Below are 22214 nucleotides of genomic sequence, written 5' to 3' on the forward strand. Positions count from 1 at the left end.
ATGGCTGCCACCATGTCCACGCAGGCCGAGCACGACGACGCCCACCAGGAGCTGACGGCCGCCCAAGCGGGCGTCCTCGCCGCCCAGCGGATCGACCCGGACAACCCGGCGTACAACGTCGGCCAGTACGTCCGCATCGACGGCGAGTTCGACGGCGACCTGCTGGAGGCGGCGCTGCGCCGGGTGCTCGCCGAGGCGGACGGGCTGCACATCCGGCTCGCCGAGCGGCAGGGGCGCACCGTCGCGCTGCCCGGCGCCTTCGACGCCGACGCCTGGGTCCTGCCCCGGCTCGACACCAGCGGCGCCACCGACCCCGTCGGGGCCGCCGTCACCCTGGTCCGCGAGCAACTGGCCGTCCCGGCCGTCCTGGAGGGGCCCGGGGCCGGCGCCCTCACCGGCTCGCTGCTGGTGCGCACCGGGCCGAACAGCCACCTGTGGTTCCAGTGGTTCCACCACCTGGTCGTCGACGGCTACAGCGTCGCCCTGTTCACCCGGCGGGTCGCCGAGGTGCACACCGCGCTCGCCACCGGGTCGCAGGTGCCGGACAGCCCGTTCCGCCCGGCGGCCCTGCTGGTCGACGCCGAACGCGACCACCTCGGCTCCGAGCGAGCGGAGGCCGACCGGGCGTACTGGCTGGAGCGCTTCGCCGACCGGCCGGCCGTCGTCGGCCTCACCGAGGCCACCGCCCCGGCCGCCCCCGCCGCCCTGCGCCACCGGTTCGAGATGTCCGGCGCGCACAGCGCGGCCGTGCTCGCCGCCGCCCGGGCCGCCCGGGCCACCTGGGCCGAGGCCGCGAACGCGGCGTTCTCCGCCTACCTCCACCGGATGACCGGCACCACCGACGCCGTCCTCGGCATGCACGTGATGGCCCGCACCGCGCCCGGCACGCTGCGCGTCCCGGGGATGGCCGTCAACATCCTGCCGGTGCGCCTGGCGGTCACCGGCCGGGACACCTTCGACGCGCTGCTGCGGCGTTCCGCCGAGGAGCTCAAGGCCGTGCGCCGGCACCAGCTGCACCGCGGCGAGACCCTCCGGCGGGAGCTCGGCCTGGTGGGCACCGACGGGCGCCTGTACGGCCCGATGCTCAACCTCAAGCCCTTCGACCTCGACCTCGACTTCGCCGGCAGCTCCGGGACCACCGTCAACCTGGCCTCCGGCCCGGTCGAGGACCTCGCGCTGTCCGTCCACAAGACGCCGGACGACCGGCTGGTGCTGGAGTTCGACGCCAACCCCGCCCTCTACGGCCCGGGCGAACTCGCCCGCCACGCCGAGCGCTTCGCGGCCCTGCTGACCCGGCTGGCCACCGCCCCGGACCGCCCGCTGGCCGAACTGCCGCTGCTCGCCGACACCGAACTCCACGACGTCCTGCACGGCTGGAACGACACCGGGCGCGAGGTCCGTGAGGGCACCCTGGTCAGCCGGATCGCCGAACGGGCCGCCGAGACGCCCGACGCGGTCGCGGTGGTCGCCGACGACCGCAGCCTGACCTACGCCGAACTCGACGCCCGCTCGGACGCGTTGGCCCGCACCCTGCGTGCTGCGGGCGCCGGTGCGGACCGGGTGGTCGGCGTCGCCGTGCCGCGCTCGGCCGAGCTGATGGTCTCCCTGCTGGGCGTCCTCAAGTCCGGGGCCGCCTACCTGCCGCTGGACGCCGACTACCCGGCCGACCGGCTGGCGTACATGATCGAGGACGCCGCGCCCGTCCGGGTCGTCACCGTCCCCGCCCTGCTCGACCGCCTGCCGGAGGCCGCCCGGGCGCTCGCCCTCCTCACCGACGCGCCGGCCGACGCCGCCACCGCCGAGGACGCGACCGACGCCGACGCCGCCGCGCTGCCCGAGGTGTCGCCCGACCACGCCGCCTACCTGATCTACACCTCCGGCTCCACCGGCCGCCCCAAGGGCGTCGTGGTCACCCACCGGGCCATCGTCAACCGGCTCGCCTGGATGCAGCACACCTACCGGCTGGACGCGTCCGACCGGGTGCTGCAGAAGACCCCGGCCAGCTTCGACGTCTCCGTCTGGGAGTTCTTCTGGGCGCCGTGCGAAGGCGCCGCCGTCGTGCTGGCCCGCCCCGAGGGCCACAAGGACCCGGCCTACCTGGCCGGGCTGATCGCCGAACAGGCCGTCACCACCCTGCACTTCGTGCCGTCCATGCTGCGCGCCTTCCTGGAGGAGCCCTCCGTCGCCGAGCACTGCGCCGGACTGCGCCGGGCCTTCTGCTCCGGCGAGGCCCTGCCCGGTGACGTGGTCGACCGCTGGTACGGCGTCCTGCCCGGGGTGCCGCTGCACAACCTCTACGGCCCCACCGAGGCCGCCGTCGACGTCACCCACCACCACACCGCCCCGGCCGCCGGCGTCGTGCCGATCGGCCGCCCGGTCTGGAACACCCGCCTGTACGTCCTGGACGCCGCCCTGCGGCCCGCCCCCGTCGGCACGCCCGGCGAGCTCTACCTCGCGGGCGTCCAGCTGGCCCGCGGCTACCTCGGCCGTCCCGGGCTGACCGCCGGCCGCTTCGTCGCCGACCCGCACGGCGCGCCCGGCGAGCGGATGTACCGCACCGGCGACCTGGTGCGCTGGGCGCCGGACGGCACCGTCGAGTACCTCGGCCGCACCGACGACCAGGTCAAGGTCCGCGGCTTCCGGATCGAACTCGGCGAGATCGAGGCCGCCCTGGAGGCCCTGCCGGGAGTCGTCCAGGCGGCCGTGACGGCCCGCGAGCTCACCCCCGGCGGTGCCCGCCGGCTGGTCGGCTACGTCGTGCCCGCGCCCGGCGACCCGGAGGCGCTGCGCGCCGAACTGGCCCGCACCCTGCCCGAGCACATGGTCCCGGCCGTGCTCGTCGGCCTCGACACCCTGCCGCTGAGCCTCAACGGCAAGCTCGACCGCAAGGCCCTGCCGGCGCCCGCGCCCGACGGCGGCACCGGCGGCGGCGCCCCCCGCACCGAGGCCGAGCGGATCCTGGCCGGCCTGGTCGCCGAGGTCCTCGGCCTGCCCGGCGACGGGGTCGGCGTCGACGACAACTTCTTCTCGCTCGGCGGCGACAGCATCTCCGCCATCCAGCTGGGCAGCCGCGCCCGCCGCGCCGGATTCCGGATCACCCCGCGGGTGGTCTTCGACAGGCGCACGGTCGGACGGATCGCCGCGGCCGCCGAGGCCACGCTCGACGACCCGAGCGGCCGGCCGGCCGTCGACACCACCGGGCCGCTGCCCACCACGGCGATCAGCGAGTGGCTGCGCGAGCGCGGCGGCCCCGTCGCCCGCTTCGGCCAGCACACCGTGGTCACCGTGCCCGCCGGGCTCGACCCCCAGCGCCTCGCCGACGCCCTGGACACCCTGACCGACCACCACGACGCCCTGCGCCTGCGCCTGCACGTCGGCGAGGACGGCGGCTGGACCCAGGAGGTCCGCCCGGCCGGCTCCGCCCCCGCCGCGGACCGGCTGCGCCACCTCCGGGTCGCCCCGGAGGAACTCGCCGCGGCGGCCGCCGTCGAGCGCGAGGCCGCCGCCGACCGCCTCGACCCCGGGCTCGGCGTCGTCCTCCAGGCCGTCCACCTGGACGCCGGGGCCGACCACCCCGGACTGCTGGTGCTGGCCGCGCACCACCTCGCCGTCGACGGCGTCTCCTGGCGCATCCTGCTGCCCGACCTGCGGGCCGCCTACGAGGGCCGCCCCCTGGAGCCCGTCGCCACGCCGCTGCGGGCCTGGACCCTGGGCCTCGCCCAGGCCGCCACCGGTGACCTCGTCCGCTCCGAACTCCCCTTCTGGCAGGGCGTGTCGGCGGAGGGGAGCGGTCCGCTGCTCGGCGAGCGCCCGCTCGACCCGGCCCGCGACACCGCCGCCACCACTCGGCGGCTGCGGCTGACCCTGTCGGCCGACCGCACCGCCCCGCTGCTGGGCGCCGTGCCCGCCACCCACCGGGCCGGCGTCGACCACGTCCTGCTCACCGGGCTGGCCCTCGCCCTGCTGGCCCGCCGCCGCGCCCGGCTGGGGGCCGACGCCCGCGCCGACCTGCTGGTGCGCCTGGAGGGCCACGGCCGCGAGGACGCGCTCGTCCCCGGCGCCGACACCTCGCGCACCGTGGGCTGGCTGACCAGCGAGTTCCCCGTCCGCCTCGACCTGACCGGCGTCGACGCCGCCGCCGCCCTGGCCGGCGAGCCGGCCGTCGGCCGCGCCCTGGCCCTGGTCAAGGAGCAGCTCCGCGCCCTGCCCCACGCCGGAGCCGGCCACGGCCTGCTGCGCCGACTGGACCCGGTCTCCGCCGCCGCGCTCGCCGACCTCGCCGAGCCCCAGCTGCTCTTCAACTACCTCGGCCGCTTCGCCGCCACCGGCGAGGAGTGGACGGTCGCCCCGGCGGCCGGGGACGCCATCGCCGCGTCCACCGACCCCGGGCTGCCCTGCGCCCACGCCCTGGAGATCGGCGCGTTCGTCCACGACGGTGCCTCCGGCCCCGAGCTGACCGTCCAACTCACCTGGCCGCAGGGCCTGTTCGGGGAAGAGGCGGTCCGGGCGATCGCCGCGGACTGGTTCGCCCACCTGGACGCGCTCACCCGCTACGCCGCCCGCCCCGACGCCGGCGGCCTGACCCCCTCCGACGTGCCGCTGGTCCGGGTCACCCAGGCCGTCCTCGACCGCGTCGCCGCCGACCACCCGGACACCCGCGACGTGCTGCCGCTCTCGCCGCTCCAGGACGGCCTGCTCTTCCACGCCCTCCTCCAGGACGAGCAGGGCGACGACGACCTCTACACCTCCCTCACCTCCCTGGACCTGCGCGGCCCGCTCGACCGCACCGCCCTGGTGCACGCCGTCGACGCGGTCGTCAACCGGCACACCGCGCTGCGCGCCGCCTTCTCCGGCACGGGCTCCGGCGAGCCGCTCCAACTGGTCACCGGCCGGGTCCGGGTGCCCTGGAGCGAGCACGACCTCACCGCCGTCCCGGACGACCTGCGGGACGAGGAGGTCCTCCGGATCGAGGACGCCGAGGCCGCCCGGCGCTTCGACCTCGCCCGGCCCCCGCTGCTGCGCTGCGCCCTGATCGCCCTCGGCCCGGACCACCACCGGCTGCTGCTGACCCGTCACCACATCGTCATGGACGGCTGGTCCACGCCCGTCCTGCTGCGCGAGCTGATCACCGCCTACGGGGCGGGTGGCAGCGTCGAGGCGCTGCCCGCCGCGGCGCCGTACGCGGACCACCTCGGCTGGCTGGCCGCCCGGGACACGGCCGCCGACACCGACGCCTGGCGGCGGGCGCTGGCCGGCCTGGCCGCGCCGACCCTGCTGGCCGACGCGCTCGGCACCCCGGCCACCGGCACCGCCGCGGCGGGCCGCGAGATCGACCTGCCGATCCCGGCGGACCTGTCCGCGGCCCTCACCGCCACCGCCCGCGAGCACGGACTGACCCTCAACACCCTGGTCCAGGGCGCCTGGGCGATCCTGCTCGGCCGGCTGACCGGGCGCACCGACGTGGTGTTCGGCGCCACCGTCTCCGGCCGCCCGGGCGAGCTGCCCGGCGTGGAGTCCATGGTCGGCCTGTTCAGCAACACCGTCCCGGTGCGCTTCGAGCCGCGCGACGACGAGCGCGTCCTCGACGCGCTGGTCCGGCTCCAGGAGCAGCAGTCCGCGCTGCTCGACCACCAGTACCTCGGCCTGGCCGACATCCAGGCGCTGGCCGGGCACGGCACCCTGTTCGACACCCTGCTGGTCTTCGAGAACTACCCCGTCGACCCGGACCACCTGACCGCCCGCGGCCTGCGGGTCGCCGGGATCGGCAACCGCGGCGCCACCCACTACCCGCTGACGCTGCTCACCCTGCCCGGCGAGGCCCCGCGGTTCACCGTCGAGTACCGCCCCGACGTCTTCACCGCCGACCAGGCGGGGGCCGTCGGCGAGCGCCTGCTGCGGGTGCTCACCGAGCTGACCGGCCGCCCGGACACCCCGGTCGGCGACCTGGACGTCCTCTCCGCGGACGAGCGCCGCACCGTCGTGGAGGAGTGGAACGCGACCGGCCGCGCGCTGCCCGGGGGCACCGTCGTCGACGCCTTCGCCGCCCGCGCCGCCGCGATGCCCGAGGAGACCGCGGTGGTCTTCGGCGGCCGGCGGCTCGGCTACCGCGAACTCGCCGAGCAGGTCACCCGCACCGCCCGCCACCTCGCCGCGCTCGGCGCCGGGCCCGGCCGGGTCGTGGCGCTGGCCCTGCCGCGCTCCGCCGACCTGGTCGCCGCCCTGCTCGGCGTCCTCGCCTCCGGCGCGGCCTACCTGCCGATCGACCTCGACCACCCGGACGAGCGGATCGCCCTCATGCTGGAGGACGCCGACCCGCTGCTCACCCTCACCACCGCCGAGGTCGCCGAACGCCACCCCGTGCTCGGCGCGGACGGCCGCGGCGTGGTCACCCTCGCCGAGGTCGGCACGCTGGACGCCGAACCGGCGCGCCCGCACCTCGACGACCTCGCGTACGTCATCCACACCTCCGGCTCCACCGGCCGCCCCAAGGGCGTCCAGGTGCCCCACCGGGGCCTGGTCAACATGCTGGAGCACCACGGCAACACCGTCTTCGCCCGGGCCGTCGCCCGCGCGGGCGGGCGCCGGCTGCGCGCCGCGCACACCGCCTCGTTCTCCTTCGACTCCTCCTGGGAGCAGCTGCTCTGGCTGATCCAGGGGCACGAACTCCACGTGTACGGCGAGGACCTGCGCCGCGACCCCCAGGCCCTGGTCCAGCGGCTGCTCGCCGACCGCATCGACACCCTCGACGTCACCCCGTCGTTCGGCCAGCAGCTCGTGGAATGGGGCCTGCTCGACTCCGAGCGGCACCGCCCGCTGCTCTTCCTGGTCGGCGGCGAGGCCGTCGGCGACGCCCTGTGGACCCGCATCCGGGAGACCGAGGGCGTGCTCGGGCACAACTTCTACGGCCCGACCGAGTACACCGTCGACACCCTCGGCGCGGCCCTCGACGACAGCCCGACCCCGTTCGTCGGCCGGCCGATCGGCAACACCCGGGTCTACGTGCTGGACGCCCGGCTGCGCCCCGTCCCGGCGGGGGTGGCGGGCGAGCTGTACATCGCAGGGCCCGGCCTGGCCCGCGGCTACGGCAACCGGCCCGCGCTCACCGCGAGCCGCTTCGTGGCCGACCCGTTCGGCGCGCCCGGCGAGCGGATGTACCGCACCGGCGACCTGGTCCGCCACCGCCCCGACGGCAGCCTGGACTACCTCGGCCGCGACGACGACCAGGTGAAGATCCGCGGCTTCCGGGTCGAACCAGGCGAGGTCGAGGCGGTGCTCGCCGCCCAGCCCGGCATCGCCCAGGCGGCCGTGCTCGCCCGTGCGGGCGCGGGCGGCGTCAAGCGCCTGGTCGGCTACGTCGTCGCGGCGCCCGGCGCCGTCACCGACCCGGCCGTGCTGCGCAAGGCGCTCGCCGACGCCCTGCCCGAGTACCTCGTCCCGGCCGCGATCGTGCCGCTGGCCGCCCTGCCGCTGAACGTCAACGGCAAGCTCGACCGGCAGGCCCTGCCCGAGCCGGCGGCGGACGACTTCGCCGCCCCCGCGGGGCGCGCCCCGCGGAGCGAGCGGGAGGCCGTGGTCTGCGGCGTCTACGCCGACGTGCTCGGCCTGCCCGCCGTCGGGGTCGACGACGACTTCTTCCTGCTCGGCGGCCACTCCCTGCTCGCCACCCGGGTGGTCGGCCGGCTGCGCGCCGCCCTCGGGACGGACGTCGCCATCCGGGACCTGTTCGAGACCCGGACCGCCGCCGCGTTCGCCGCCCGGCTGGACGGCGGCAACGGCGGCCGCACCGCACCCGCGGCCCGCCCCCGCCCGGAGCGGATCCCGCTGTCGGCCGCCCAGGCCCGGCTCTGGTTCCTCCACCGCCTCCAGGGCCCCAGCACCGCGTACACCATCCCGTGCGCGCTGCGCATCGACGGCGAGCTGGACACGGCCGCCCTGCGCACCGCCTTCGGCGACGTGCTGGCCCGTCACGAGGCCCTGCGCACGGTCTTCCCCGACCACGAGGGGCGGCCCCACCAGCACGTCCTGGCCCCGGAGACGGCCGGGGTGCCGTTCACCGCCGCCGAGGTCACCGACGGCCGCCTGGACGCGGAGGTCGCCGCGGCCGGCGCGTACGCCTTCGACCTGGCCACCGAGATCCCGGTCCGCGCCACCCTGCTGTCCACCGGACCGTCGCGGCACGTGCTGAGCATCGCGCTGCACCACATCGCCGGTGACGAGTGGTCGGAGGGCGTGCTGCTGCGCGACCTCGACCTCGCGTACGCCGCCCGCCGGGCGGGCGCCGTCCCGCAGTTCGCGCCGCTGCCGCTGCAGTACGCCGACCACGCCCTGTGGCAGGGCGAACTCCTCGCCGCGGCGCAGGGCCCGGCCGCCGAGCAGACCCGCTACTGGAGCGGGCGCCTGGCGGACCTGCCCGCCGAGCTGGCGCTGCCCACCGACCGGCCCCGCCCCGCCGAGGCCACCGGCCGCGGCGGCGCGGTGCGGCTGCGGCTGCCCGACGAGCTGCACACCGCGCTGCGCGACTACGCCCGGCGCACCGGCGCCACGCCGTTCATGGTCACCCAGGCCGCCGCGGCGCTGCTGCTCGGCAAGCTGGCCGGCACCGCCGACGTCGCGCTGGGCACGCCCGTCGCGGGCCGCACCGACGAGGTGCTGGAGTCCGTGGTCGGCTTCTTCGTCAACACCCTGGTCATGCGGCACGACCTGTCGGGCGGGCCGTCCTTCGACGAACTCGTCGCCCGCTCCCGGGAGACCGTGCTCGGCGCGCTCGCCCACCAGGACCTGCCCTTCGACCGGCTGGTGGAGATCGTCAACCCCGAGCGCTCGCTCGGCCGCCACCCGCTGTTCCAGGTGATGGTCCAGCACCGCCGGGAGGCCGACGGCCTGGACGGGCTCCTCGGCGCCCGCACCGCGCTGCTGCCCGACCCGGTGCACGCCGCGCGCTTCGACCTCGCCTTCACCTTCGTGGAGTCCGCCGACGGCACCCGCACCGACCTGACCGTCATCCACGCGCAGGACCTCTTCGACCGCGCCACCGCCCGGCTCTTCGGCGGCCGGCTGATGCGCGTCATGGAGCAGGCCCTCGCCGAGCCCGGACGGTCGGTCGACCGGATCGAGCCCACCTCCGCCCAGGAGCACCGGGGCCTGGCGGGGGAGTGGAACGCCACCGCCATCCCGGTGCGCGGGGGCACCCTGCTGGACCGGATCGCCGAGCGCACCGCCGCCACCCCCGACGCCGTCGCCGTGGTCTTCGAGGACGCCGAGCTGACCTACCGCCAGCTGGACGAGCGGGCCGCCGGCCTCGCCGGGGCGCTGAGCGCCGCCGGAGCCGGACCGGACCGGATCGTCGCCGTCGCCGTGCCCCGCTCGGCCGAGCTGATGGTCGCGCTGCTCGCGGTGCTCAAGTCCGGCGCCGCCTACCTGCCGCTGGACACCGAGTACCCGGCCGAACGGCTGGCCGGCATGGTCGAGGACGCCGCCCCGGTCTGCGTGCTCACCCTGCCCGGGCTGGAGGCGGGCCTGCCCGCCGTCCCCGGCGTGCCGGTGCTCACCGTCGACGCCCAGGCGCCGGCCGGCACGGCGCCCGCCGCCGCCCCGGACGCCGACCACGCCGCGTACGTGATCTTCACCTCCGGCTCCACCGGCCGCCCCAAGGGCGTCGTGGTCACCCACCGGGCGATCGTCAACCGGCTCGACTGGATGCGGGAGGTCTACGGCGTCACGCCCGCCGACCGCATCCTCCAGAAGACCCCGGCCAGCTTCGACGTCTCGGTCTGGGAGTTCTTCCTCCCGCTGGTCAGCGGCGCCCGGGTGGTGCTCGCCCGGCCGGGCGGCCACCGCGAGCCCGAGTACCTCGCCGCACTGGTGGCCCGCGCGGGGGTGACCGCCTGCCACTTCGTCCCGTCGATGCTCACCGCGTTCACCGGCACCGCCGAGCAGGACCCCGCCGTCCGCCGCGCCTTCGCCGACGTCCAGCGGGTGTTCTGCTCCGGCGAGGCCCTGCCCGCCACCGCCGTGGACCGCTTCCTCGCGCTGTGGCCGCAGATCCAGCTGCACAACCTGTACGGCCCGACCGAGGCCGCCGTCGACGTGACCTACCACCGCGCCTGGGCGGGCGCCGGGATCGTGCCCATCGGCCGTCCGGTCTGGAACACCCGCCTGCACGTGCTCGACGCCCGGCTGCGGCCGGTCCCGGTCGGGGTCCCCGGGGAGCTCTACCTCTCCGGCGTCCAGCTGGCCCGCGGCTACCTCGGCCGCCCCGGGCTGACCGCCGGCCGCTTCGTCGCCGACCCGTTCGGCACCGGCGAGCGGATGTACCGCACCGGCGACCTGGTGCGCCGCCGCATCGACGGCGAGGTCGAGTACCTCGGCCGCACCGACGACCAGGTCAAGGTCAGGGGCTTCCGGATCGAGCTCGGCGAGGTCGAGGCCGCCCTCGCCGCCGTGCCCGGAGTCGGCCAGGCCGCCGTCACCGCCCGCGCCCTCACCGAGGGCGGCGCCCGGCAACTGCTCGGCTACGTCGTCCCGCAGGCCGGCGCGAGCGCGGCACCGGACGCCGTCCGGGCGGCCGTCGCCGCCGTGCTGCCCGAGCACATGGTCCCGGCCGTGGTCACCGTCCTGGAAGCGCTGCCGCTGAGCGTCAACGGCAAGCTCGACCGCAAGGCCCTCCCGCTGCCGGGCCGCCGCCCGGAACCCGCCGCGGGCACGGGCACCGGGGCCTCCCCGGCCGCCGCCCTGGCCCGGGTGTTCGCCGAGGTGCTCGGCCTGGCCGAGGTCGGCGCGGACGAGAACTTCTTCGCCCTCGGCGGCGACAGCATCGTCTCGATCCAACTGATCAGCCGGGCCCGCAAGGCCGGGTTCGACCTCGCCGCCAAGGACGTCTTCCAGTACCCGACCCCGGCCGCCCTCGCCGAGGCCAAGGGCTTCGCGGTCGCCGCCCCCGCCGCGACCCCGGCCGCGGCGCCCCCGGCGGACGGCGAACTGCCCGCGCTGCCGGTGGTGCACTGGCTGCGCGAACGCGGCGGGCCCGTCGACCGGTTCAACCAGTCGGTGCTGCTCACCACCCCGGCCGGACTGCGCGAGCAGCCGCTGCGCGCCGCGCTGGCGGCGCTGGCCGCCCACCACCCGGCCCTGCGCCTGCGCCTGGACCGGACCGACGGCCTGTGGACCCAGGAGATCCTCCCGGCCGCCCAGGCACCGGCGGTCACCGACGCCGACACCCTGCGCCGGGTCGACGCGCGCACCGCCGACCGCACCGGGCTGCTGGCCCGGGAGGCCGACGCCGCCGCGGCGTCGCTCGACCCCGGCACCGGCCGGGTGCTGCGCGCCGTCTGGTTCGACGCCGGTGACGGCCAGGAGGGCAGGCTGCTGCTGACCGTGCACCACCTCGCGGTGGACGGCGTCTCCTGGCGGACCCTGCTGCCCGGCCTGGCCACCGCCTACCAGGCGCTGGCCGACGGCCGCACCCCCGTCCTCGAACCCGAGGGCCACAGCCTGCGCGCCTGGTCGGAGCACCTGCTGACGCACGCCCAGGAGCGCGCCCGCACCGCCGAGGCCGCCCACTGGCGCACCGCCCTGGCCGGGCCGGCCGGACCGCTCGGCGGGCTCGCCGCCGACCCGGAGCGCGACACCGTCGCCACCCTGCGGACCCTGCGCCGCACCCTCCCGGCGGAGCGCACCGCCCCGCTGCTCACCGAGGTGCCCAAGGCCTTCGGCGTCGGCGTCGACGACGTGCTGCTGGCCGGACTGGTCCTCGGCGTGGCCGGCGCCCGGCCGGGCGCCGCCCCCGCCCTCCAGGTCGACCTGGAGGGGCACGGCCGCGGCGGACACGGGGACCACACCCCCGACCTGGCCGGCACCGTCGGCTGGTTCACCACCGTCCACCCCGTCCGGCTCGACCTCGCCGGGACCGACCCCGCCGAGGCGCTCACCGGCGGCCCCGCCGCCGGCCGGGCCCTCAAGCTGGTCAAGGAACAGCTGCGCGCCGCCCCCGACAAGGGCCTCGGCTTCGGCCTGCTGCGCCACCTCAACGCCCAGACCGCGCCCCTGCTAGCCGCCTGCCCGCGCTCGCAGGTGCTCTTCAACTACCGGGGCCGCAGCGACGCCGGGGGCGGCACCCTCGGCGGCTGGCCGCTCGCCCCGCAGCCCGAGCGGGAGACCGTCGCGGCGGCGGCCGCGCCCGACCCCCGGATGGCCGCCGGCTACCCGCTGGAGATCGACGCGGTCGTCCGGACCGGCACCGACGGGCGGCCCGAGCTGGCCGTCGAGTGGAGCTGGCCGCAGGCCCTGCTCACCGAGGCCGAGGTCGCCGGGCTGGCGGACGCCTGGTTCGCCGCCCTCGACGCCCTCGCCCGGCACACCGCCACCGGCGACGCCGGCGGCATCACCCCCTCCGACCTCGGCCTGGTCTCGCTGAAGCAGACCCAGATCGACCGGCTGGAGTCCCGGCTGCGCGGACGGCGCCGCCGATGAGCGACCGCACCGCAGCCCCCGTCCCGACCGACCACCACCCCACCGACCCCAGGACCGAGAAGACCGAGATGAACGACTCCACCGCCCCGACCGACGACTCCCGGACCACGGCCCCGTCGGATCTGGAGGACGTCTACCCGCTCTCCTCGCTGCAGGAGGGCCTGCTCTTCCACGCCCTCTACGACGACCGCGCCCGCGACGTCTACGTCGTCCAGTCGCACCTCGACCTGGCCGGCCCGGTCGACGCCTCCCGGCTGGCCGCCGCCGTCGACGCGCTGCTCACCAGGCACGCCAACCTGCGGGCCGGGTTCTGGTACGAGGACCCGGAGGCCGTCGTCCAGTTCGTCCAGCGCTCGGTCGCGACGCCGCTGCGGGAGGCGGACCTGACCGCGCTCTCCGGGGAGGCCCAGGACGCGGCCGTCCGCGCCGCCATGGACGAGGACTGGCAGCGGCGCTTCGACCTCGACGCCCCGCCGCTGCTGCGGTTCGCCCTGCTGCGCCTCGGCGACGACCGCTCCCGTCTGGTGCTGACCTGCCACCACCTGCTGCTCGACGGCTGGTCGATGCCGATCGTCTTCCGGGAGCTGCTGGCCCTCTACGGCTCCGCCGGGGACGCCTCGGTGCTCCCGGCGGTCCGGCCCTACAAGGACCACCTGGCGCTGCTGGCCACCCGCGACACCGCCGCCGCCGAGCGGGCCTGGACCGAGGCGCTGGCCGGGGTCGAGCAGGCCCACCCGGTGGCACCGGGCGCGCCGGCGGCCGCCGCCGACGAACCCGGCCTGGTCACCCGGTACGCCGGCCCGGAGCTCTCGCAGCGGATCACCGCCGCCGCCCGGGGCCGCGGACTGACCCTCGGCAACGTCGCCAACACCCTCTGGGGCGTCCTGGTCGGCTCGCTCACCGGCACCGCCGACGTGGTCTTCGGCACCACCGTCTCCGGCCGCCCCGACGACCTGCCGGGCGCCGAGTCGATGGTCGGCCTGTTCATCAACACCGTCCCGGTCCGGGTCCGGCTCACCCCGGGCGCCACGCTGGCCGACGTCGCCGCCGCGGTGCAGCGCGAACAGGCCGGGCTGATGGCCCACCAGCACCTGGGCCTGGGCGCGATCCAGCGCCGCAGCGCCGTCGAGGGCGACCTCTTCGACACCCTCCTGGTCGTCGAGAACTACCAGGGCGGCGGCGACGCGCTGCGCGACAGCCTCGGCTCCGCCGACGGCCTGGCCATCACCGCGCTCGGCGCCCGCGACGCCACCCACTTCCCGCTCGGCCTCACCGTGCTGCCCGGCACCGACCTGCGCGTCGAACTGGAGTACCGGCCGGACCTGTTCACCGAGGCCGAGGCCGCCCGGCTGGCCGACCGCTTCCTGGCCCTGCTCGGGGCCTTCGCCGACGCGCCGGAGACCCGGCTGGACCGGCTGGAGCTGCTCGACGCCGCCGAGCGGGCCGCCCTGCCCGCCACCCTGGCCGGTCCGGCCCAGGAGGTGCCCGCGGGCACCGTCGCCGACCGCCTCGCCGAGCAGGCCCGCCGCACCCCCGACGCCCGCGCCCTGGTCGGCCCCTCGCCGGCCGGCCTCCGGGACGAGCTGACCTTCGCCGAACTGGACGACGCCGCCGACCGGTTGGCCCGACTGCTGCTCTGCCGCGGCCTCGGGCCGGACAAGGTCGCCGCCATCGCCGTGCCCCGCTCCACCGACACCGTCACCGCGATCCTCGCCGTGCTCCGGACCGGCGGCGCCTACCTCCCGCTGGACCTGGACCACCCGGACGACCGGCTCGCCCTGCTGCTCGACGACGCCCGCCCGGCCGTCCTGCTGACCACCGCGGCCGTCGCGAAGCGGCTGCCGGAACTGCCCGGCACCACCGTCCTGCTGCTGGACGCCCCGGAGACCCGGGCCGCCGCGGCCGCGATGCCGGACGGCCCGCTCACCGACACCGAGCGCGGCGGCGCGGTCCACCCGGACCAGGCCGCGTACATCATCCACACCTCCGGTTCCACCGGCCGCCCCAAGGGCGTGGTGATCACCCACCGGGGCCTGGCCAACCTGGCCCACGACCACCTCACCGGCCCCTTCGCCGCGGCCCTGGCGGCGGCCGGGCTCCCGCGGCTGCGCGCCCTGCACACGGCCTCCTTCTCCTTCGACTCGTCCTGGGAGCAGCTGATCTGGCTGATCGGCGGCCACGAGCTGCACATCCTCGGGGAGGACGACCGCCGGGACGCCGAGGCCGTCGTCGGCTACACCCGCGCCGAAGGCGTCCACGCCCTCGACGTCACCCCGAGCTACGCCCAGCAGCTGCTGGACTCCGGCCTGCTGACCGGCGGGCACCGCCCGCCGGTCCTGCTCCTCGGCGGCGAGGCGCTGCCCGAACCGCTCTGGACCAGGCTGCGGGCCGAGCCCGGCGTCACCGTGCTGAACTACTACGGCCCGACCGAGTTCACCGTCGACGCGCTGCTCGCGGACCTCGCCGACAGCGACACCCCGAGCATCGGGCGCCCGCTGGCCGGCGGCCGCGCCTACGTGCTCGACGGGCTCCTGCGGCACGTCCCGACCGGCGCCCCGGGCGAGCTCTACCTGGCCGGCGTCCAGCTGGCCCGCGGCTACCTGGACCGTCCCGGGCTGACCGCCGAGCGCTTCGTCGCCGACCCGTTCGGCGGGCCCGGGGAGCGGATGTACCGCACCGGGGACCTGGTCCGCCGCCGGCCCGACGGCACCATCGACTACCTGGGCCGGGTGGACGACCAGGTCAAGATCCGCGGCTACCGGATCGAACTGGGCGAGATCGAGGCGGTGCTGGCCGCGCAGCCCTCGGTGGCGCACAGCGCCGTCCTGGTGCGCCGCGGCGCCGTGGACCGGGTGGTGGCCTACGTGGTGCCCGCCGCGGGCGCGAGCCTGGACACGGCCGCCCTGCACGACGCGGTCGCCGCCCGGCTGCCCGAATACATGGTCCCGTCCGCGTACGCCGTGCTCGACGCGCTGCCGCTGACCGTCAACGGCAAGCTGGACCGCAAGGCCCTGCCCGACGACGCCCTGGACTACACCGGTGTCTCCGCCGGCCGCGCGGCCGAGACCGAGACCGAGCGGCTGCTGTGCGAGCTGTACGCCGAGGTGCTCGGCCTGCCGGAGACCGGCGCCGAGGACGACTTCTTCCGGCTCGGCGGCGACAGCATCGCCTCCATCCGCCTGATCGGCGTCGCCCGCGCCGAGGGCCTGGCGCTCAGCCCGCGCGACGTGTTCGAGGGCCGGACCCCCGCCGCCCTCGCCGCGCTCGCCGACGCCCGCGGCACCGCGGAGCAGGCCCCCGAGCTGCCCGAACTGCCCGCCGCCACCGAGGCCGAGGCCGAGGCCGTCCGCGCCGCCGTCCCGGAGCTGGAGATCGAGGAGATCTGGCCGGTCTCCCCGCTCCAGGAGGGCCTGCTCTTCGAGGCCGGCTACGACGACCGCTCCCTGGACGTCTACACCTCCCGCGACGTCGTGTCGCTGACCCGCCGCATCCCCCTGGAGCGGCTGCGGGCGGCCCTCGCCGCCGTCCTGGAGCGCCACCCCAACCTGCGGGCCGGCTTCCTCCAGGACGGGCCCGGCCGCCCGCTGCAGTTCGTCCCCCGCGCGGTGGACGTGCCGCTCGGCGAGATCGACCTCTCGGCCCTCGCACCGGAGGAGTTCGACGCCCGGCTGCGCGAACTGACCGAGCGCGAGGCGGCCACCCGCTTCGACCTCACCGCCCCGCCGCTGCTGCGGGTGGTCTCGGTCCTCGCCCCCGACGGCGGGCAGCGCATCCTGATCACCAACCACGCGCTGCTGTGGGACGGTTGGAGCTCCGGGCTGTTCCTCCAGGAGCTGCTGACCCACTGCGCCGGACAGCCGGCCCCGGCGACCGGCCTGCCGTACCGCGACTTCCTGCGCTGGCTGACCGCCCAGGACGCCGAGCAGGGCACGGCGGCCTGGCGCGCGTCGCTGGCCGGCCTGACCGAGCCCACCCTGCTGGCGCCGCAGGCGCGCGAGCGGGCCGCCCTGCTGCCGCAGGAGGTCACCGCCGGGATATCCGCCGAACTCACCGCCCGGATCGCGGCGTTCGCCCGGGAGCGCGGCCTGACCCTGAACACGGTGCTCTCCGGCGCCTGGGGCCTGCTGCTCTCCGGTCTGACGGCCCGCGAGGACGTCGTCTTCGGTGCGACCGTCTCCGGCCGCCCGGCCGAGCTGCCCGGCATCGACGCCACCATCGGCATGTTCCTCAACACCGTGCCGGTCCGCGCCCGGCTGGACGCGGCGGAGAGCGTCACCGCCTTCCTCACCCGCCTGCAGTCCGAGCAGACCGCGCTGCTGGCGCACCACCAGACCGGGCTGGGCGAGATCCAGCGCGGCACCGGCTTCGGCCGGCTCTTCGACACCCTCCAGGTGCTCCGCAACACCCCCGCCGACGAGGGCGTGCGCGACCGCATCCGGGAGAGCCTGGGCGTCCGGGACGTGGTGGACGTCGACGCCACCCACTTCCCGCTGATCTTCATCACCAACCCCGGTGAGGCGCTCACCTTCGAGTGGAAGTACCGCCCGGACGTCTTCGAGCGGGCCGTCGTCGAGCAGCACGCCGAGCGCCTGGTCTCGCTGCTCGGCCAGATCGTCGACCACCCCGACCGGTCCGTGCACGCCCTGGACGTGTTGACGTCGGGTGAGCGGGGGTTGCTGGGGGAGTGGGCGGCGACGGGTCGGGTGCTGCCGGATGCGTCGGTGGCGGATCTGTTGGCGGAGCGTGCGCTGCTGGTGCCGGATGAGGTGGCGGTGGTGCAGGGTGCGGTGGCGTGGACGTACGCGGAGTTGGATGCGCGGGTGAACCGGTTGGCGCGGTTGTTCGTGGCGCGGGGGGCCGGTCCTGAGCGGGTGGTGGCGTTGGGGCTGCCGCGTTCGTTGGACATGGTGGCGGCGTTGTTCGCGGTGCTGCGGGCGGGTGCGGCGTACCTGCCGTTGGAGCTGGACTACCCGGTGGAGCGGCTGGCCTTCATGGTCGAGGACACCGCCCCCGTCTGCCTGGTCACCGACTCCACGGCCGTCGGCCACGTCCCGGCCCACCCCAACACCGTGCTGCTGGACGCCGAGGCCGTCCGCGCCGAGCTGGCCGCCCTGCCCGCCGAGCCCTACGCGGCGCCCTACGAGCCGGACGCGGCGGCGTACGTGATCTTCACGTCGGGGTCGACGGGTCGGCCGAAGGGTGTGGTGACGCCGTACCGGGGTCTGACGAACATGCAGTTGAACCACCGGCAGGAGATCTTCGATCCGGTGGTGGCGTCGGCTGGCGGTCGGCGGCTGCGGATCGCGCACACGGTGTCGTTCTCCTTCGACATGTCGTGGGAGGAGCTGCTGTGGTTGGTCGAGGGCCACGAGGTGCACGTCCTCGACGAGGCCCTGCGCCGGGACACCCAGCGGCTGGCCGACTACTGCGCCGAACACGCCGTCGACGTCATCAACGTCACCCCCTCCTACGCCCAGGCGCTGGTGGAGTGCGGCCTCCTCGACGAGGGTCGGCACCGTCCGGTGCTGGTGCTGCTGGGGGGTGAGGCGGTGGCGGAGACGTTGTGGTCGCGGCTGCGGGACACCCCGGGGGTGACGGGTTACAACCTGTACGGGCCGACGGAGTACACGATCAACACGCTGGGCGGCGGGACGCCGGACTCGGCGACGGCGACGGTGGGCCGGCCGATCTGGAACACGGTGGCGCACGTCCTGGACGGTCATCTGCGGCCGGTGCCGGTGGGTGTGCCGGGTGAGCTGTACGTGAACGGGGTGGGTCTGGCGCGGGGTTACCTGAACCGGGCCGCTCTGACGGCGGAGCGTTTCGTGGCGGACCCGTTCGGGGAGCCGGGTTCGCGGATGTACCGCACGGGTGACGTGGTGCGCTGGCGGGCCGATGGTCTGCTGGACTTCCTGGGCCGGGCCGACGACCAGGTGAAGATCCGGGGCTACCGGGTCGAGCCGGGGGAGATCGAGGACGCCATCGCCGCCCACGAGGACGTGGCCCAGGCCGCCGTGGTGGTCCGTGAGGACACCCCCGGCGTCAAGCGCCTCGCCGCCTACCTCGTCCCCGCCGGAACCGGTATCGACGTCGCCGAGGTGCGCAACACCCTGGCCCGGAGCCTGCCCGAGTACATGGTCCCCTCGGCGTTCGTCGTCCTCGACGCACTGCCGCTGACCGTCAACGGCAAGCTCGACCGCAACGCCCTGCCCGCGCCCGACGCCTCCGCCGCCGGCCGCGCCCCGCGCGACGCCCGCGAGGAGATCCTCTGCGGCGCGTTCGCCGAGGTGCTCGGTCTGACCGAGGTCGGCCCCGAGGAGCACTTCTTCGACCTCGGCGGCCACTCGCTGCTCGCCACCCGCCTGGTCACCCGGGTCCGCACCCTGCTCGGCAGCCCGCTGACGGTCCGCGACCTCTTCGAGGCGCCGACCCCGGCCGGACTCGCCCACCGGGCCGGCGGCGACGTCGAGCGGCGCCCCGTCCTGGCCCGCCGCGAGCGGCCGGCCGACCTGCCGCTGTCGCACGCCCAGCGCCGGATGTGGTTCCTGCAGAACCTCGACGACTCCGGGGCGACCTACAACGTGCCGCTGGTGGTCCGGGTCACCGGCGCGCTCGACCCGGACGCCCTGCGCGCCGCCGTCCGCTCGGTGACCGAACGGCACGAGAGCCTGCGCACCGTCTTCACCGAGCGCGACGGCTCCGTCTTCCAGCGGGTCCTGGACGCCCCGGCCGCGGCCGACGCCGTGCACGTGGTCCGCTCCGGTGAGGAGACGCTCGCCGCCGACGTCGAGGCGGCCGTCCGGTACGGCTTCGACCTCTCGGCCGAGGCACCGCTGCGCGTCACCCTGCTGGAGGTGGGTCCGCAGGACCACGCCCTCGTCCTGCTGTTCCACCACATCGCCGGCGACGAGTGGTCGATGCTCCCGTTCATCGGGGACCTCACGGAGGCCTACACGGCGCATTCGGCCGGGGCCGCCCCGGCCTGGGCCCCGCTGCCGGTGCAGTACGCCGACTACACCCTGTGGCAGCAGGAGCTGCTCGGCGCCGACGACGACCCGCAGAGCCTGCACTCCCGCCAGGTCGCCTACTGGAAGGAGGCGCTGGCCGGGCTGCCCGAGGAGCTGCCGCTGCCGACCGACCACCCCCGCACGCCGACCGCCGGCCTCCGCGGCGACACCGTGTACGCCCAGGTGACCCCCGAGGTCTACCGCGGGCTGCGCGAGGCCGCCCGGGCCACCGGCACCACCACCTTCATGGTGCTCCAGGCCGCGGTGGCGACCCTGCTGCACCGCCTCGGCGCCGGGGACGACATCCCGCTCGGCGCCCCGGTGGCCGGCCGCTCCGACGCCGGTCTGGACTCCCTGGTCGGCTTCTTCGTCAACACCCTGGTGCTGCGCAACGACCTCGCCGGCGACCCGACCTTCGCGGACCTCCTGGTCCGCACCCGGGACGCCGACCTGGCCGCCTTCGCCCACCAGGACCTGCCCTTCGACCGGCTGGTCGAGGCCGTCAACCCGCCCCGGGTGCCCGGCCGCCACCCGCTGTTCCAGGTGATGCTCGGCTACCAGCACAACGACGGCCAGGCCGGGCGACTGCTCGGCCTGGAGAGCCGGATCCTGCCCTTCGAGCTGGGCGCCGCGAAGTTCGAACTCGACTTCAACTTCGAGGAGACCTCCTCCACCGAGGAGATCGACATCGCCTTCGAGTACGCCACCGACCTCTACGAGCGGGCCACCGCCGAAGCCCTGGTCGAGCGGCTGCTCGCGGTGCTGGAGCAGGTCGCCGCGGACCCGCACCGCCGCATCGGCGGCCTGGACGTGTTGACGTCGGGTGAGCGGGGGTTGTTGGGGGAGTGGGCGGCGACGGGTCGTGGGCTCCCGGATGCGTCGGTGGCGGATCTGTTGGCGGAGCGTGCGCTGCTGGTGCCGGATGAGGTGGCGGTGGTGCAGGGTGCGGTGGCGTGGACGTACGCGGAGTTGGATGCGCGGGTGAACCGGTTGGCGCGGTTGTTCGTGGCGCGGGGTGCCGGTCCTGAGCGGGTGGTGGCGTTGGGGCTGCCGCGTTCGTTGGACATGGTGGCGGCGTTGTTCGCGGTGCTGCGGGCGGGTGCGGCGTACCTGCCGTTGGAGCTGGACTACCCGGTGGAGCGGCTGGCCTTCATGGTCGAGGACACCGCCCCCGTCTGCCTGGTGACCAGCACCGCCGCCGAGGCCCGGATGCCCGAGGCGCCCGGGGTGGAGCGGCTGCTGCTGGACTCCCCGGAGACCGCGGCCGAACTCGACGCCCTGCCCGCGACCGCGCTCGGCCTGACCGTCGACCTGGACGCGGCGGCGTACGTGATCTTCACGTCGGGGTCGACGGGTCGGCCGAAGGGTGTGGTGACGCCGTACCGGGGTCTGACGAACATGCAGTTGAACCACCGGCAGGAGATCTTCGATCCGGTGGTGGCGTCGGCGGGCGGTCGGCGGCTGCGGATCGCCCACACGGTGTCGTTCTCCTTCGACATGTCGTGGGAGGAGCTGCTGTGGCTGGTCGAGGGCCACGAGGTGCACGTCCTCGACGAGGCCCTGCGCCGCGACGCCGAGGCCCTCGCGGCCTACTGCGCCGAACACGCCGTCGATGTGATCAACGTGACCCCGTCCTACGCCCAGGCCCTCGTCGACCGGGGGCTGCTGGACGAGGGTCGGCACCGTCCGGTGCTGGTGCTGCTGGGTGGTGAGGCGGTGGCGGAGACGTTGTGGTCGCGGCTGCGGGACACCCCGGGGGTGACGGGTTACAACCTGTACGGGCCGACGGAGTACACGATCAACACGCTGGGCGGCGGGACGCCGGACTCGGCGACGGCGACGGTGGGCCGGCCGATCTGGAACACGGTGGCGCATGTGCTGGACGGTCATCTGCGGCCGGTGCCGGTGGGTGTGCCGGGTGAGCTGTACGTGAACGGGGTGGGTCTGGCGCGGGGTTACCTGAACCGGGCCGCTCTGACGGCGGAGCGTTTCGTGGCGGACCCGTTCGGGGAGCCGGGTTCGCGGATGTACCGCACGGGTGACGTGGTGCGCTGGCGGGCCGATGGTCTGCTGGACTTCCTGGGCCGGGCCGACGACCAGGTGAAGATCCGGGGCTACCGGGTCGAGCCGGGCGAGATCGAGGACGCCATCGCCGCCCACGAGGACGTGGCCCAGGCCGCCGTGGTGGTCCGTGAGTCCACCCCCGGCGTCAAGCGCCTCGCCGCCTACCTGGTGCCGGGTGAGGGTACCCTTATCGAGGTCACCGAGCTCCGGCGTATGCTGGCTGCCCGGCTGCCCGAGTACATGGTCCCGTCGGCGTTCGTCGTCCTCGACGCGCTGCCGCTGACCGTCAACGGGAAGCTCGACCGCAAGGCCCTGCCCGAGCCGGGCGCCGAGGACTACACGACCGCCGGATCGCAGCGCGAACCCCGGTACCCGAGCGAGAAGGCGGTGCACGCGGCCTTCGCGGAGGTGCTGGGCCTGCCCGCGCTCGGCATCGACGAGAACTTCTTCGACCTCGGCGGCCACTCGCTGCTCGCCATGTCGCTGCTCCAGCGGCTGCGCGGGGAGTTCGAGGGCGACCTCTGCCTGGCGGACCTGCTCGCCCGGCCGACCGTCGCCGCCCTGGCCGACCACCTGGTGGACCGTCTGGTCCACACCGCCCTCGGAGCGGAGCCCGGCGACGGCACCGCCTGCTCCGGCTGACCGACACCGACCCCACAGCCCGCGATCCCTTCG

2 protein-coding genes are annotated in these 22214 nt (G+C 75.9%); both read left to right on the forward strand.

Annotation, left to right across the window (positions count from 1 at the left end; all coding sequences use genetic code 11):
* Positions 1-12468, forward strand: a complete 12468-nt coding sequence (locus tag AB0O91_RS01065) for an amino acid adenylation domain-containing protein (RefSeq protein ID WP_363426896.1) — start codon at positions 1-3, stop codon at positions 12466-12468.
* Positions 12465-22181, forward strand: a complete 9717-nt coding sequence (locus AB0O91_RS01070; protein ID WP_363426898.1) for an amino acid adenylation domain-containing protein — start codon at positions 12465-12467, stop codon at positions 22179-22181. The genes AB0O91_RS01065 and AB0O91_RS01070 overlap by 4 nt, the downstream gene beginning before the upstream one ends.
* Positions 22182-22214: the final 33 nt, after the last annotated feature.

Origin of the sequence: Kitasatospora sp. NPDC089797 (assembly GCF_040684795.1) — a bacterium.
Lineage (GTDB): Bacteria > Actinomycetota > Actinomycetes > Streptomycetales > Streptomycetaceae > Kitasatospora.